Source organism: Luteimonas sp. YGD11-2, from assembly GCF_004118975.1.
In the GTDB taxonomy this organism is placed as follows: domain Bacteria; phylum Pseudomonadota; class Gammaproteobacteria; order Xanthomonadales; family Xanthomonadaceae; genus Luteimonas; species Luteimonas muca.
Genome location: NZ_CP035376.1, coordinates 104,280 through 117,486, shown reverse-complemented (window position 1 = coordinate 117,486; position 13,207 = coordinate 104,280). Strand labels below are relative to the sequence as shown.

At 64.6% G+C, this 13,207-nt stretch carries 13 protein-coding genes; 5 read left to right on the top strand and 8 right to left on the bottom strand.

Translation table 11 applies throughout. The features are described from left to right. Positions 1–53 precede the first annotated feature (53 nt). Positions 54–1,271 carry an RtcB family protein gene (locus ERL55_RS00555; protein WP_129137128.1) on the bottom strand — a complete coding sequence of 406 codons (1,218 nt, stop codon included), beginning with the start codon at positions 1,269–1,271 and terminating at the stop codon, positions 54–56. Between the two features lie 167 nt (positions 1,272–1,438). Between ERL55_RS00555 and ERL55_RS00550 the strand changes: the two genes are divergently transcribed. After that, a complete protein-coding gene (locus ERL55_RS00550; protein ID WP_129134686.1) occupies positions 1,439–1,822 on the top strand; it encodes a hypothetical protein in 384 nt (127 codons plus the stop codon). Here ERL55_RS00550 and ERL55_RS00545 read toward each other — a convergent pair. Beyond that, positions 1,812–2,030: a polyprenyl synthetase gene (locus ERL55_RS00545; RefSeq protein WP_129134685.1), complete on the bottom strand. Its 219-nt coding sequence runs from the start codon at positions 2,028–2,030 to the stop codon at positions 1,812–1,814. The two genes, ERL55_RS00550 and ERL55_RS00545, sit on opposite strands and share 11 nt — an antisense overlap. Positions 2,031–2,259: 229 nt before the next feature. Between ERL55_RS00545 and ERL55_RS00540 the strand changes: the two genes are divergently transcribed. Both ERL55_RS00540 and ERL55_RS00535 read left to right on the top strand, forming a co-directional pair. After that, entirely contained in the window at positions 2,260–2,811 is a 552-nt protein-coding gene (locus ERL55_RS00540) for a hypothetical protein (protein ID WP_241685794.1), read from the top strand. Between the two features lie 40 nt (positions 2,812–2,851). After that, positions 2,852–3,253 (top strand): hypothetical protein, encoded by a 402-nt coding sequence (locus ERL55_RS00535; RefSeq protein ID WP_129134684.1) that lies wholly within the window; start codon positions 2,852–2,854, stop codon positions 3,251–3,253. Between the two features lie 345 nt (positions 3,254–3,598). On the opposite strand, the gene ERL55_RS00530 is transcribed toward ERL55_RS00535, so the two are convergent. Together ERL55_RS00530 and ERL55_RS00525 are read right to left on the bottom strand one after the other, a co-directional pair. After that, positions 3,599–4,561: a S1 family peptidase gene (locus ERL55_RS00530; protein ID WP_129134683.1), complete on the bottom strand. Its 963-nt coding sequence runs from the start codon at positions 4,559–4,561 to the stop codon at positions 3,599–3,601. A 177-nt stretch (positions 4,562–4,738) separates the two neighbouring features. Continuing rightward, positions 4,739–5,020: a hypothetical protein gene (locus ERL55_RS00525; protein WP_129134682.1), complete on the bottom strand. Its 282-nt coding sequence runs from the start codon at positions 5,018–5,020 to the stop codon at positions 4,739–4,741. 466 nt (positions 5,021–5,486) lie between these two features. Here ERL55_RS00525 and ERL55_RS00520 point away from each other — a divergent pair, with 466 nt between their 5' ends. Both ERL55_RS00520 and ERL55_RS00515 read left to right on the top strand, forming a co-directional pair. Beyond that, positions 5,487–5,858: a metalloregulator ArsR/SmtB family transcription factor gene (locus ERL55_RS00520; RefSeq protein WP_129134681.1), complete on the top strand. Its 372-nt coding sequence runs from the start codon at positions 5,487–5,489 to the stop codon at positions 5,856–5,858. Continuing rightward, complete coding sequence (locus tag ERL55_RS00515) at positions 5,851–6,402, top strand: SRPBCC family protein (RefSeq protein WP_129134680.1); 552 nt, start codon at positions 5,851–5,853, stop codon at positions 6,400–6,402. Before ERL55_RS00520 ends, ERL55_RS00515 begins: the two co-directional genes overlap by 8 nt. A gap of 131 nt (positions 6,403–6,533) precedes the next feature. Here the strand turns inward: ERL55_RS00515 and ERL55_RS00510 are convergent, their stop codons facing one another. The 4 genes from ERL55_RS00510 to ERL55_RS00495 form a co-directional block, all read right to left on the bottom strand. Next, positions 6,534–6,824 carry a hypothetical protein gene (locus ERL55_RS00510; RefSeq protein WP_129134679.1) on the bottom strand — a complete coding sequence of 97 codons (291 nt, stop codon included), beginning with the start codon at positions 6,822–6,824 and terminating at the stop codon, positions 6,534–6,536. A 364-nt stretch (positions 6,825–7,188) separates the two neighbouring features. Continuing rightward, a complete protein-coding gene (locus ERL55_RS00505; protein ID WP_206733337.1) occupies positions 7,189–11,757 on the bottom strand; it encodes a hypothetical protein in 4,569 nt (1,522 codons plus the stop codon). A 207-nt stretch (positions 11,758–11,964) separates the two neighbouring features. Beyond that, complete coding sequence (locus ERL55_RS00500; protein ID WP_129134677.1) at positions 11,965–12,252, bottom strand: excalibur calcium-binding domain-containing protein; 288 nt, start codon at positions 12,250–12,252, stop codon at positions 11,965–11,967. A 55-nt stretch (positions 12,253–12,307) separates the two neighbouring features. Then, complete coding sequence (locus ERL55_RS00495) at positions 12,308–13,141, bottom strand: restriction endonuclease (RefSeq protein WP_129134676.1); 834 nt, start codon at positions 13,139–13,141, stop codon at positions 12,308–12,310. Between the last annotated feature and the right edge of the window lie 66 nt (positions 13,142–13,207).

The following is a 13,207-nucleotide window of genomic DNA, read 5'->3' as shown; positions in this document are numbered from 1 at the left end:
CTTTTCCACGCGGCAGGCGAGCCTGGACTGCCTGGCGTGCCGGATCCGACCGCCTAACCCTTGACGCACACCACCTGCCGCAGCGTGTGCACCACCTCCACGAGGTCCTCCTGCGCGGTCATCACCGCGTCGATGTCCTTGTACGCGGCCGGTGATTCGTCGATCACCGCCTGGTCCTTGCGGCACTCCACGTGCGCGGTGGCCTCGCGGTGCTGCTTGAGCGTGATGCTGTTGCGCGCCGCGGTGCGGCTCATCACCCGGCCGGCGCCGTGGCTGCAGCTCTCGAAGCTGTCGCCATTGCCCAGCCCGCGCACGATGAAGCTCTTCGCGCCCATGCTGCCGGGGATGATGCCGAGCTCGTCCATGCCGGCGCGCACCGCGCCCTTGCGGGTGACGAACATCTCCTGCCCTGCGTGCGTCTCCTTCTGCACGTAGTTGTGGTGGCAGTTCACTGCCATCGCCTGCAGCCTGAACTTCGGCAGCTCCGCGCGCATCGCGTGCAGCACGCGCTGCATCATCGCCTCGCGGTTGGCACGCGCGTAGTCCTGCGCCCAGCCCACGGCTTCGACGTAATCGTCGAACAGCGGCTCGCCTTCCATGAAGAACGCCAGGTCCTTGTCGGGCACGTGGTAGCCCAGCACGCGCTTGCCGAGTTCCTCGCGCGCACGCTGGATGAAGTAGCTGCCGATCAGGTTGCCGGTGCCGCGCGAACCGGAATGCAGCATCACCCACACCGCGTCGCTTTCGTCCAGGCAGACCTCGATGAAATGGTTGCCGCCGCCGAGCGTGCCGAGCTGCTTCTCCACCTTGTCCAGGCGGATGCGCGGGTGCCTGGCCTTGATGCGCTGCAGCCGCTGCCACAGGCCCGATCCACCGAGCGCCGTTTCGATGCTGTCGGGGGTCTTGCGGTGTTCGCCGTGCGGGCCGTTGCCGACCGGGACGGCGCGCTCGATCGCCGAGCGCAGGCGCGACAGCGAATCCGGCAGTTCACGTGCGTTGAGCGTGGTGCGCACCGCGGCCATGCCGCAGCCGATGTCCACGCCAACCGCGGCGGGAATGATCGCACCCTGCGTCGGCACCACCGAACCCACGGTGGCGCCAATCCCCAGGTGCACGTCGGGCATCACCGCCACCCAGGGGCCGACGAAGGGCAGGCTGGCGATATTGCGCAGCTGCGCGCGCGCCTGGTCTTCCAGCGGCACGCCGCGCACCCAGCCCTTGATGGGCGTCTCGCCTTCGTGGTGCAGCCATTGGTAGTTCGAGGTGTCCATGTCCATCCACCCGGAAGCCGTGCGCGTCGTCGTATGGTTCGCCATCGGCAATGAATCGCGCGTCGCCATCGTCCCGGCAACCGTGTTGCAGCCTTCACGACGGCGGATGACGCACGGGGCAAGACTTCCGTTTACGCCTGCACCCGCAGGGCGAAAGGAGCCATGCCATGAATCCGGACGAGACAATGCGCATGCTGCAGGCGGCCGCCGTGCTGTTCACCGTGGCCGCCCTTGGCGGCCTGGTGATGGCCGGCATCCGTTTCAGAGGCCGTCGCAATCCCCCCGCCTGGCTCGCCATGCTGCACGGCCTGCTGGCGGGCGCAGGCGTCACCCTGATGGCCTATGCCTGGTATGCCGGTGGCATCCCGGCACTGGCGCTGCTGGCACTGCTGCTGTTCCTGCTGGCGGCCGCCGGCGGCGCGGTGCTGAGCCTCGGGTACAAGTGGAACAAGCGGCTGCTGCCGGCAGGCCTGGTGATCGGCCATGCGCTGGCGGCGGTGGCCGCGTACGTGCTGCTGCTGGCCGTGGTGCTTGGTGACGTCAGCGCTTGAGGCCGGCGACGATCTCCGACACGTCGACGCCCATCTCGAGCTGTACGCGCACGTACTCGCGTTCCTTGCGCGACAGGGTGCGGCCGGCTTCGATGCGCACGTCCTCCGCCTGCAGGATGCGCATGATGCGCGGCAGCGCCGAACCGATCGCGTCGGGGCCGTAGCCGGCTTCGCGGAGGGCTGCGCGGAGGAGTGCTTCAACGTCCATGCGACGTCCTGATCGTGCGGGGGCCGTGCATTGTGGCGCACGCGCCATGCGGGAAGCCGCTTCCGGCTCGGCAGGTAGGTTCAAGGCCCGCCATGCGCCGGCGCCGACCCACACCGGCCTGCGCGGCCGCAGCGACGCGCTGGACTCCGGTGGCGGCGGGCATTCGCACCCCCGCGGCCACCACGCGACATGCGGCACACTGGCGCGCCCATGCCACGGCGCGCCCGCGATGACCCTGCCCGACGACGATTTCGATCCCGACGACAACTACGCGCAGGAGGCCGGGGGCGCGGACATCGAGGACGCGGCCGGCGCCGAGGCGCTGGTCTGGCAACTGCTGCTGGTGATCAATCCCGGCGACGAGGATGCGGCGATGCAGCAGTTCGGGGCGTTCCAGGATGCGCTGGGTGGTGGCGATGCCGCTGACGTCGACGTGGTCGGGCTACTGAAGGATGTGATCGACTGGAGGTCGGGCTTCCATATCGACGAGAGCGAGACCGGTGCGCTGATCGATTGCATCAACGAGCTGGCCGCGCGATTCAACCTGGCGATCGACTGGGGTGTCGAGGATCCGACTGACGATGCTTTCCTCGGGAGCGTGTCGGCGACCCAACTGCTGGAAACTGCCCACGACCAGCTGCGGCTCGATGGCTACACGCTGTGGACCTGGGAGACCGGGACCGATGCGGTGGCGGGGTGGATGACGCTGGCGGCGGATGACGAGGCGGTCCGGGTGATCTCGCCGGCGCTGGGGATCGATGCGCGTCGGGCCGGCGTGTGATTCCGCCGTGCGGCCGGCGCCTCGATGACGGGCGCCACTGATGGGGCTGCTGTTCCTCCTGCTGCTGATCGCGCTGGCCTGGTGGCTCGGCGCGCTGCAGCTTTGGTCGCGCGCGCGCTGGGTGGGCGAGGCGTTGCTGTGGATCGGCGGCGCGCTGGCCGTGGGCGCGGCGGCCCGCTTCGCCTGGGGTTTCGCCGGCGTGTTCCGGTCTGGCGACTGGCATTCGTTGTCGACCGACCAGGCCGCGCACCGGCTGTTCGGCGCGGGAAGCGCCTGGTTCCAGCGCTCGGGCTGGCCGCTCCTGGATGGCGCCGCGAACGTCGTGCTGACGCTCGACCTGTTCTGGACGCTCGCGGCCCTGTGCGCCGCGGTGCTCCACGGCTTCGTGTTTTGGGCCGGCGTGGCCGCGCGTCGCCGCGCCACGCGAGCGCGTTCGCACTGAATCCTGTTCTGCCCTGCCCGTCAACGTGCGTCGCACCGCCCGATCCTGCTCCCGGTTCATCAGCGGGTGGCGCCGGCGCTTGTCGCCGATGTCACCTCCGGACGGCCAGCGAAGTAAGGTTGGGAACAGCCTGATGCCGCTCTTTCGGGGAGAAGCGCACTGTCACGGTCCCGCTGCTGGGATCAGGCGTCATCTCCTGGCGCTCCTACGCGAACGCGCACCGGCTGCCGCGGCAGGGTGCCGGCCGGCCTGACCCAGCCCTCCGCGTGACTACGGGAACTGACAGACGGTGTGCCGGAAGGAGCGGACTCCTACCGGCACACCGCCGAGTACTCCGGCAGCGGCTCAAGGAGTAGTGAGGACGCTAGCACCAATAGCGGAGAAGCGGTGAGCCGGCATGAAGTACATGTCGTTGACAAACTGCCCACTGCCACGGCCATGAACGATGCCGAAGGCCACTCCCGCGCTGCCGAACACTGGTCCGCCGCTGTCGCCGTTAATGGTCATCGGCTGGTTTGGTGTCAGATTCCGCACACGATAATAGTATCCGACCGTCCCGTTCTCACGATTAGTGACCCCTGCGTTGGTAGATGTGATCTCCCCACACGTCTGTCCGGAGGCTCTGCCGTATTTGCATAGCAGAGTTCCAACAACAGGATCATAGGTCGCCTGAATCGAGATCGTGGCGGGAGTGCTCTGGCCAGTGTAGATGGTGTTCGTCCAAGTGTGTCCGGAGGCGGTGAACCACATCTGGTCATAGTCGCCCGAGTACCTCCGGCTGGCTGGCTGGCTGAACAGCACGTTGTTCACCCTGACGCTGGTTGTCCCGCAGTGCCCCGCTGTCACCACACCGCGCTGGCTTGGGTTAGATGTCCGGTATACGGTGAAACCGGAGGTGCATTCTCTGCTCCCCACGACGCGTTGTCCTCCAAGGAACGTTGCGGTGGGTTCCGCTCGCTCCGCCACCTTTACAATCTTGAGGAAAGAAAGCTTCCTGAGGGTGGCCTCACCAAGGGTTTTCCTAGCCGCTGCATCGTCCTCGGTATAGACGGTGATGGTGCCGGTATCGGGCTCAATAGCGATCTCGAACCTTGCCCCAATTGCTTGTACAGAGCTTGCCACCGAGTTCGCCGCAGCCTGCAGTTCGACAAGGGATCGCGGCACATCCACTGCTTCGACCGGAATGGCGACATTAGCCTTGGTCGCTAGCCTGACCGCATTTCCTTTCGCGTAGATGATGAGTTTGAGAGTGGGCTTGTGAACAATCCTCATGCCAGCGAAAAGACGAATCACGCTTGAGCTGATCATGCAGCTCCGCGAGAACTCTGCTATTCCATCAGGACCAGCGATCCCTCGCCTCTTCGTATGTCAGCTCGTATGCAGCCGCATACGCCTCCAGTACGGGGTCCCCTTCCTGGCCGAATGCGGTCACCGACATGCCAGCAGATGCCAACGCAAGAATGGATGCAGCAAATATCTTCCGTTTCATGGTTTGACTCTCCGTAGGGTATTTGCTGAGGTGTACGGCGCACCGCATTCTCGTGCGCGCGCGTAGTTCTCCACGTTGCTGCCGACCGAGTCGACGACGCCACCGCCTATGCGGATTTCGTCTCCAGCAAATGCGGACTCTCCGCTGGTCTCGTCGACTACGCCTGTTTTCCCATCTCGGCTGAGAAGGCTGAAGTGGCTGTGCCAGATGATGGTCTGGAGCGGCTGGCCACGCGCGCGCAGCTTGAAACAGCCCTGTTCATAGACCAGCTTGCCCACTGCGGCAGCGGTGAGATGGACAACTTCTGCATTCTCTTGGGGAGGCGGAAATCGCACTAAGGGAAGTGCTTCCGCTTGCTCGGTCTTCGTCGTATGAGCGCAGCCTGCCAGTAGCATTGATGCAAGCACAGCGCCCTTCACAGTTAGTTTGATGGGGACTCTCCTTGTCAAATCACGTTTGCGTGTAGGCTGCGACAGTCTCCTTAAGCGGCGTGAAATATCTGGCTAGAATCATTTAAGAATCTACGCTGTCTTCACACCAGTGGCTCGGTTTAGAGAGAGACGATCTCGGCCGTGCATCTCCCGGTCGGCTTTTTGCCGTGAGTGTCTGAGCAGTCGGAATGCTCTAACCAACGGGGCTGCCGGCCCTCACGACCGTTCGCTACACGCGCCTCGCCTTCTTCAACGACACGACATTCAACCAGACAGTTGACAATGCCTACGGGGCAGCGCAACACTCAACCTCATGGTTGAACAAGATCTCGACAGCACCTTCACCGCACTGGCCAACCCGACCCGTCGGGGGATGCTCGCCGACCTGATGCTGGGCGAGAAATCCATCGGCGAACTGGCCGCGCCGCACGAGATGAGCTTCGCGGGCGCCTCCAAGCATGTCGCCGTGCTGGCGCAGGCCGGGCTGATCGAACGCTACAAGGTGGGGCGGCAACAGCTGTGCCGGATCAGGCCGGAACGGCTGAAGGACGCCAGCGACTGGCTGGGCCAGTGGCAGCAGTTGTGGACCACCCGCCTCGATGCCCTGGAGCGCGCATTGAAGGACGACGCCGCGCCACCGGCGCGTACACCCCGCAAACCCCGCAAGGAGGACACCCATGACTGACACCCGGCACACCGACCAGGCCACGCCTGCCATGCTGCGCTTCGAGCGGCTGTTGGATGCACCCGTGGGCAGGGTCTGGCAGTACCTGGTGGACCCCGAGCTGCGCGCGCGCTGGTTCATGGCCGGGCCCACCGATGCCCGGGTGGGCGGCAGCATCGGCCTGAACATGGACCACGATCAGCTCTCCGACCACGACGTGCCCACGCCGGAGCGCTACCGCCCCTACATCGGCCACAGCTGGAGCGAACGCATCACCCGCTGCGAACCGCCCCATATGCTCGCCTTCACCTGGGAGAACGGCGACGCCGGCGAAGTCACCATCGAACTCGACGATGCCGGCAACGACCAGACCCGCCTGGTCCTGACCCACACCGGCCTGCGCGGCCGCAGCGATGCGCTCAACTTCGGCGGCGGCTGGCACTCGCACCTGGCCGCGCTGGAGCGCCGCATACACGGCGACGGCGTGGAGGACTTCTGGGCGCTGCACGCGAAGGCGGAGGCGCGGATGGCGGAGATGTTGCGCGAGGGCGGCGACGAGCGCTGAGCGGGTATCGCCGTTTCGCTTTCCTTCCTTCCTTGCGTGAATTGCGCACATAGGCGCCACTACGACGGCAGCCTGCCGAGCCTATGGCGACGTGGTGCTTGTCTCATAGGCCCTCGTGCTGTGGCGCAGCACTATCGAGCACTGGACTCACTGTGGTGGTAGAGCGCGGCGAAGCGGCCGTTCGACACCGTTATCAGGTCGGGGCCGGAGCCATCGCCCTGGCGCCGGAGCGTCCCGGAGAACGCGCCCTGCACGCCGTCCCGGCCAAGAGCCGTCAGTGTCACCGTGAACCGAGTGCCGAGCGCTCGATTCGCTGCATAGACGAGGGTCGGTGTCTCGTCGCCCCTCTCGCCGTGATAGTTAACGTGAAGCACAGCGTCGTCAGTGGTGTAAGTGCCGGGCATGGCCGGCATGGCGCTCAAGCGCACGGTCCCGCTTGCCTCTGTGGATGACGTTGTTGCGAACGCGGTAGGGAGCCTCCAGCAGTCGCATGCCAAGCGTCTCAGGCCGTCGACCACCGCAAAGGCGGGGTGTCTGGATCGTCGGCGCGCCTTCCATTCACAACGATGTCGCGCTTGGGCGGAAGCGTCGTCAACACGTCCTTGCTTGCTTTGACCATCCGCGCAAGTTGCTGGCTGGACGTCCCGACCAAAGCGTTGCCAGTTCGTATCTGGACGCCCACCTTCCGCTCTTCCCTAGTACCGGGGCCCGTGCCTTTATTGCGCTTCCATCGTGACAAACACGTCCACCAATTCTGCTTGCGACTCCATGGAGATAGGCATGCGTTCACCTTGACTCGAGCGATGGACCGTTACAGGGGAAGAACTCCCGCTCCGGAGGCTTCTCTCCGAAGAGCTTCTTCTTTCGTTCCGAGCGGACCCGCTGGTAGCGGTTCTTCAACTGGCTTTCGACGGCAGGCCAGAACAGCCGATAAGGAGCGGAAGTAGTCCCGTCGTCCCGGCCAAAGACATCGAACCGTCCATCGACGACCTTAAGAAACAGCACCGAGAAGCGCCAGAAGTCCTCAGGAGTCGCCGCCTCGAGCATTTTCCCGTGCCAGTGCATCGCCCATTCATGGCGCTCGAACGCGTACGCAGCCGCGGACTGCGCAGCTCCAATGAAGCCCGGCGTACCTTTGTACCGCGCCAGCACGGCCGCATTTGCCTGCCGCTGGCCCGACAGTCCCGTCACCATCAATGCTCGAGCCATTCTGGACGGTTCTCCGCTCTCCAGGTTTTCGTCGACGTAACGCTCCAGGGCCGCCTCTTTGCCGCTCCAGAGCGCGGTCAGCACCTCCAGCGCGAGTTCGTCGTCATTGATGGCGCCGTCCAGGCGCCGACTACGGATGGCGTCGAGCAGAGCGTGATCCTGAGCGGACCAAAGGGCCAGTCCAGCCAATGGCAGTCCAATGCGACCGAAGCTGTTCCTGACATATGGCTCGCTTACGTGCAGCGTTTCGAACAGCCGCGCCGCCAGATCGGAATTCCAATCGGCGATCGCGTGCGCCAGCAGCAGCCCCAGGTTGTGGATGCCGCCATGACGAGCCTTCGGCAACCCCAAAAACAGGTCCGCCCAGTCCTCCGCGAGCCCTCTATCCGCTTCGGCAATATTCTTGAACTCGCTAAAGCGCAACCCGTCCAGGACAATCAAAGCGTCCGCCGCGGTGAGCTTCGCCTTGAAGACGTCGAAAGCCGCATGGGAAAGCCGTTGCTGCTCCTGGAATCTATCGTCCTCGTCCTCGTCATCGCGCATCAGTTTCGTCAGGTCGTTGCGTTCTTCCGGCCGCGCCGCGACGTGGTAGCGCGCAGGTTCGAGCTTGTCCTCGCACCGCTGGTTTATCTCGATGACGGGCAGGGCAACATCCAGTTCGAAGCCGGCCGCTTTCCTGATCGAAGCATCGATACACCGCGCAACCGTGGCGCCTGTATCGCCGCCGAGCCTCTCCGCAGCCTGGCCATAGAGCTCGGGAGCTATGCGGTCAAGCGCATCGCTACAGGCCAGCATTCCAAGACTGGCCGCCTCCAGGATCACATGGGACCCATACCACGCTTCGTAGCCGCCCCTGCCGTCGAGGTTCCTGGCGGACCACCCGCTTTTCACGACCGACTCGATCGCGCGTTGGTCGCCAGCGTTCAAGGCCATGTACAAGGTGAGCGCGCGGACCGTCTCTACCTCGCTCCCCATGAGTTCGGGGAAGCGATCGAGAACGCGATCGGACAGGAGAGTGTCGGAGTGGGCGCCGAACGCAAGGACGACGACCAATGCGCGCTCGTCCCCGCTACGAATTGCATCCAGCAGCAACGCTTCATATGTTGACTGCTCGAGCGACTTGGCGATGTATAGAACGGAAAGTAACGGGTTGCCTTCCGCATGCGGCGACAACAGGGCCTTGACCTGCTCGTCGGCGCTCAGCAGCGGAAACGCGGCCAGCAGGAAATACTGCGCGATGAAATGAGGCTCGTTTCCCTTGAGCGCTGCAGCAGCCCTGGCGATAACCCCAGCCTCCACGCTAGACGCCATTTCCTTGGCCTGCGCCGCAGTCAGAAGGGCATTGTGGTGACCCATCTCAAAAGTTCCCTGGCGCAACGCCAGCCCTTTCCGGGAGATCACATGGCCGATGAACTCCCGGTGCTTTGCGATTGCCACCGACGGCTCGAATCGCGCCAGCCCTGCCCTGGCATCCGCAAAATGCAAATCGTCGCCGGATGGCCCCATGAACAGGCGGATCTTCGCGACATCGATGTCGGCGTACCCCTTCGCCGTTTCCATGATGTTGTCCGGCCTCTGGCTCTCCGGATCGCAAGGGTCGCTCGCACAGTACCTCTCGACGAGACGCCACCCCTCGAATGTTGGCCGGTCCGCAGTCAGTTCGAGCAACAGAGCCTGCTCTTGGAATGCCGCGGCAGGATCTCCTGTCGCTCGCAGGAGATTCACGTGCGCCCACTTGCCGGTTCGCGACACACCGGCATCGGCGAACATACTGCCCGCCTCCACTATGGCATCGCGCGCGTCCGGCCAGTCGACGCGATTGAACCGGACCAGATGGATGAACTGGTCGTAGGGACAGGAGAATCCCATGTTCAGCGCACCGGCGAAGCTCCAGTGGAGCAGCGCCCTCGAGAACGGCGCAACCGGCTTTCCCGCGATCAGCGCCAGGGCAAGATGCGCAAGGGCATCGACATCGCCGTCGTTCCTCGTGAGCTCGTCCAGCAGCGCCTTCTCGGTCGGTGAAAGCGCAACGATCTTGGCCTCGATCCCCGCCTGCCGCTTGCGCCGTTCCTCCTCCACCTTGCCCGCATCGTCACCGGGGCGGATGGAATACATCCTTGCCTCGGGAGCCAGGGAATAGTGTCCCAACCATGATTGCAGGGTCGGGATCATCGCCGTCCATGCAGAATCCCTCTGCTTGGCGGCGTGCAGCGCAGCCCGCACCCAGTCGAAGTTGGATGGATTGTCGGGGGCCAGACACAGTTGGCGCGCCGCCTGCATGAAAACGTCCGGCCGGCCTTCGGCCAGCAGACAGAACGCCGGGAATTCGTCCGCATCGGGGTTCTGCAATCCGGCGAAGGCGCACGTGATGGCCGCACCGACCTCTACCGGGCAGTCGCCGTCAAGGCAGGAAATGGTAAGCGCGGCGAGCACCGCGTCGAAGGTACGATCGAGGGAGGCGATTGGTTCGATCATCGCCTCGATCGTGGCCGTCAGGTCGCGCCCATTGCGCCTGGCCGTGCGCAGTTCATCGACGATCGCGAACCCCAATGCGAGCGTGAGACCGCTTTCATCTAGCCGGTATCGCGTCGGATCATCTTCGAGCTGGACGAAGAATCGTCCGTCCGATACCGCTTCCAGACCGCCGTCGAAGACTTTGAGGTCGTCAATCTGCTGCCTGTCGACCCTCTCCAGGATCGCACGTGCATGCTCCCTGAGCGCGCGTGCGAACTCGTATGCCGGACGCGGAACCGGGTTGTCCCGCTCACCGTAGATGCGCATGTGCTCGAAAAGCAACCGGCTGATGCTGAGTTGTTCGAGCTGCCTGATGTGGGATCCCTGCAGCAGTTCCAATGCGATTGCAAGCAGTCTGGGATTGCGCAGCGACGTGGCCACCGTCTCGGGCAGTTCGTCTACGCGTATGCCGTGCCCCTCGAGGATCAAGTCGCGCTCGGTCTCTGTCCACTCCGGCACGGTAATCACTGAGGTGGGCGCGATCAGACGTCGCTTCACGTGCGCCGAGTAGTGCACGGTGCGCGTGGTGAGCACCAGCTGCCCGCCTAACCTGGCCAACTCGTGGCTCATGTCGTTGGCGATCCGCCCCCAGTCGAGCTGCGGCCGCTGGTTCATCCCGTCGATCACGACCACCAGCCGCGGCGAGGCGGGCATTTCTGCCTTGCGCCACCTGTTAAAGGTCCGGAGCCACCGTGTTACAGCGGACTCCGATTTCCTGCCGCCAGTCTGCGCCACAAGCTTGTCGATCAGCGCGCCGATGACATCGCTGACCGTCGCAGCATCGCTGAACTCGTCAGCCGTGAACACCACCATCAACGGCCGGTCCGCCTGCGACAACCAGCTTTGTGCGAACAACCACGACTTGCCGTTTCCTTCGTCCCCGACGATGACGGCAACTTTTCCGGCTGGCCGGGATGCAAGGAACGAACCCATTTCGGAGACCAGCAACTCCCTCGGCAACGGGTTGCCCAATGCCGCGTCGCCGGGGGCCAAGGGTTGCCGGAGATGGCGCTTGGCGCGTTGCTGGCTGCCGAAAACGTCCTCGAGCCAGCGGCGATTGTTGCGCACTGCCAGCGAGGTGCCGATTGTCGGCTCCCGAAGCAACCCACGGATGCGCGCGGCATGTCTCGCAAACCGCTCGTCGTCCTCCACTGCCTTGAGTGATGCCAATACGTTGGCACGGACTCCGCGCTCGTCTCCCGCGCTGCGGCCGATGAACTCCGCAGCCACCTCTGCGGCCATCGCCAGGGCGACCGCGAGAGCCGGCAGATCCGCCCTGCTCCAGTCCAGCACAAGCGTACTGATCCCGTTTCTTTCGCTGATTTCCAGAACGTTGTCCGCAAGTTGGGTACTGACGGACGTCGTCGCGCCAAGTACCCACAGATCGACTCCGCTTCCACCGTCGATCGTCAACTCGGCAATCTTGGTAATGACTTCGTTCTTCGGGATCTTGCGATCGTAGCGTTTCGCCTCGAAGCAGATGGCGTCGTCCTCGTAGGCCGACTTGCCATCCATGCCGAATTGCGATCCGCTGCCGGACAGGCGGAACGGTACCCCCGAAATTTCGGCCAGAACAATGGCCAGCAGTCCTTCAAACCCATCCTCCCCAGTGGCGGGCAGCTTGAGCAGCATGGTTCGCAGAGCCGCGATTGCCTTCTTATCCAATGGAAGTCCCCTGAACTGGTGGTGTTATCAGCTTGCCCTATTGACTCCCCCTTCCTGACAGGAGCCCCGGATGATGTTGGACACGTGCTCCTATGAGATCGCCGATTCGCTGCGCATGCGTTGCTCGCGTGCGCTGCGGATGGTCCCCGAACGGGTCAGGTTCACTTCTGCAATCTACCCACACCACTGGCTCTCACACGGCACGCCATCGCCGTCGCCGTCCATCTTCGTGTTCGGGCAGTTGCGGATGAAGAACGTGGCTTCTTCGCATGAGCGCATTTGCGAGCAGTGCTGCCGGCCGTCGCAGCTGAAACGTTGGGCCGGTGTCCGCATTACAGGCGCGGGATCCGCTCTTGCCGGCGCAGCTGCTGCGGTGGGCGTCGCCTCGGGCACGGGCGCATGGAAATGGCGATAGCCGCCCCACGCGGCGGCGATGAGCAGCAACACGATCAGAAAGCGCATTGAGGGTTCTGCCTGGTGAGTAGCAAGAACGGACGGCGATGCTTGGCAACGATGGTCATCGCGTGCCGCGGCACCTGGGAAATGAGGTGCAGCCCCAGAACATGGTGTTGGCGCGAGGGTTGGTGCGCTTGGCCATCCCGCTGCCGCAGCGCGGGCAGTCGGGGATGGCGACAATCGCGGGCGCTGTCGCGTCGACCACAGGTGTGAGCCGGCTTGCGGGCGTACGTGCGGGTGCCGGCCTGTCGGAGCGGGCTTCGTCCTGGACCTCGCGAACCATCGCGAGCAGGGCCTGTCCGTCGATCAGCTCAATGGGTTTGCCGGCAGCGAAGTACGCGGCATCGCGGGTGAAGCCGCCGACGGTGGCGATGCGCACCTGGTGCGCGCCGTGGTGTGCGAGCAGGCCGTACATCTCGCGCACGATGTTCACCGTGACCTTGTCGCGCCGCCAGCGTTTGCACTGCACGAGCGTGCGCTGCCCGTCGCGCGTCAGGATCAGGTCGATGCCGCCGTCGGCGCCGCCCAGGCCGGTTTCCTCCACGCTGTAACCCTGCCGGCGGTATGCCTCGCCAACGAGACGTTCGAAATCACGCCAGCCCAGCGTGGCGATGCTGTCGAGGCCAGCGCGCGTATCGAGCAGGCGGCGGCGGTGCCGCGCGCGGAAGAATGAAACCAGTGAGGCCAGCGTGCAGAACGCCAGCACCATCCACGCTACGGGCGCGAGGGCATCGCCGTGGGCTTCGAATGCCTGGCCGAACGGGCCACCACGGTTCGCCATCCACGCGGGCACGCCGTGGCGGATGGCGTAGTAGGCGATGATTCCCGATACCAGCGGGACCGGCCACGGCAAGCCGGAAAGATCGTCCAAGGTGGTGTTGCGGCCGCGTCCCATGCGTTCCCCCTTCCCCTGGCGCACCTTAGCGCGGGCCGCGCTATGTGGAAAGCGTCACAGTTCGCC

Coding starts and splice junctions, on each gene's coding strand:
- ERL55_RS00555 (WP_129137128.1), bottom strand. CDS start 1,271: ATGGACACCTCGAACTACCAATGGCTGCACCACGAAGGCGAGACGCCC.
- ERL55_RS00550 (WP_129134686.1), top strand. CDS start 1,439: ATGAATCCGGACGAGACAATGCGCATGCTGCAGGCGGCCGCCGTGCTG.
- ERL55_RS00545 (WP_129134685.1), bottom strand. CDS start 2,030: ATGGACGTTGAAGCACTCCTCCGCGCAGCCCTCCGCGAAGCCGGCTAC.
- ERL55_RS00540 (WP_241685794.1), top strand. CDS start 2,260: ATGACCCTGCCCGACGACGATTTCGATCCCGACGACAACTACGCGCAG.
- ERL55_RS00535 (WP_129134684.1), top strand. CDS start 2,852: ATGGGGCTGCTGTTCCTCCTGCTGCTGATCGCGCTGGCCTGGTGGCTC.
- ERL55_RS00530 (WP_129134683.1), bottom strand. CDS start 4,561: ATGATCAGCTCAAGCGTGATTCGTCTTTTCGCTGGCATGAGGATTGTT.
- ERL55_RS00520 (WP_129134681.1), top strand. CDS start 5,487: ATGGTTGAACAAGATCTCGACAGCACCTTCACCGCACTGGCCAACCCG.
- ERL55_RS00515 (WP_129134680.1), top strand. CDS start 5,851: ATGACTGACACCCGGCACACCGACCAGGCCACGCCTGCCATGCTGCGC.
- ERL55_RS00505 (WP_206733337.1), bottom strand. CDS start 11,757: ATGCTGCTCAAGCTGCCCGCCACTGGGGAGGATGGGTTTGAAGGACTG.
- ERL55_RS00500 (WP_129134677.1), bottom strand. CDS start 12,252: ATGCGCTTTCTGATCGTGTTGCTGCTCATCGCCGCCGCGTGGGGCGGC.
- ERL55_RS00495 (WP_129134676.1), bottom strand. CDS start 13,141: ATGGGACGCGGCCGCAACACCACCTTGGACGATCTTTCCGGCTTGCCG.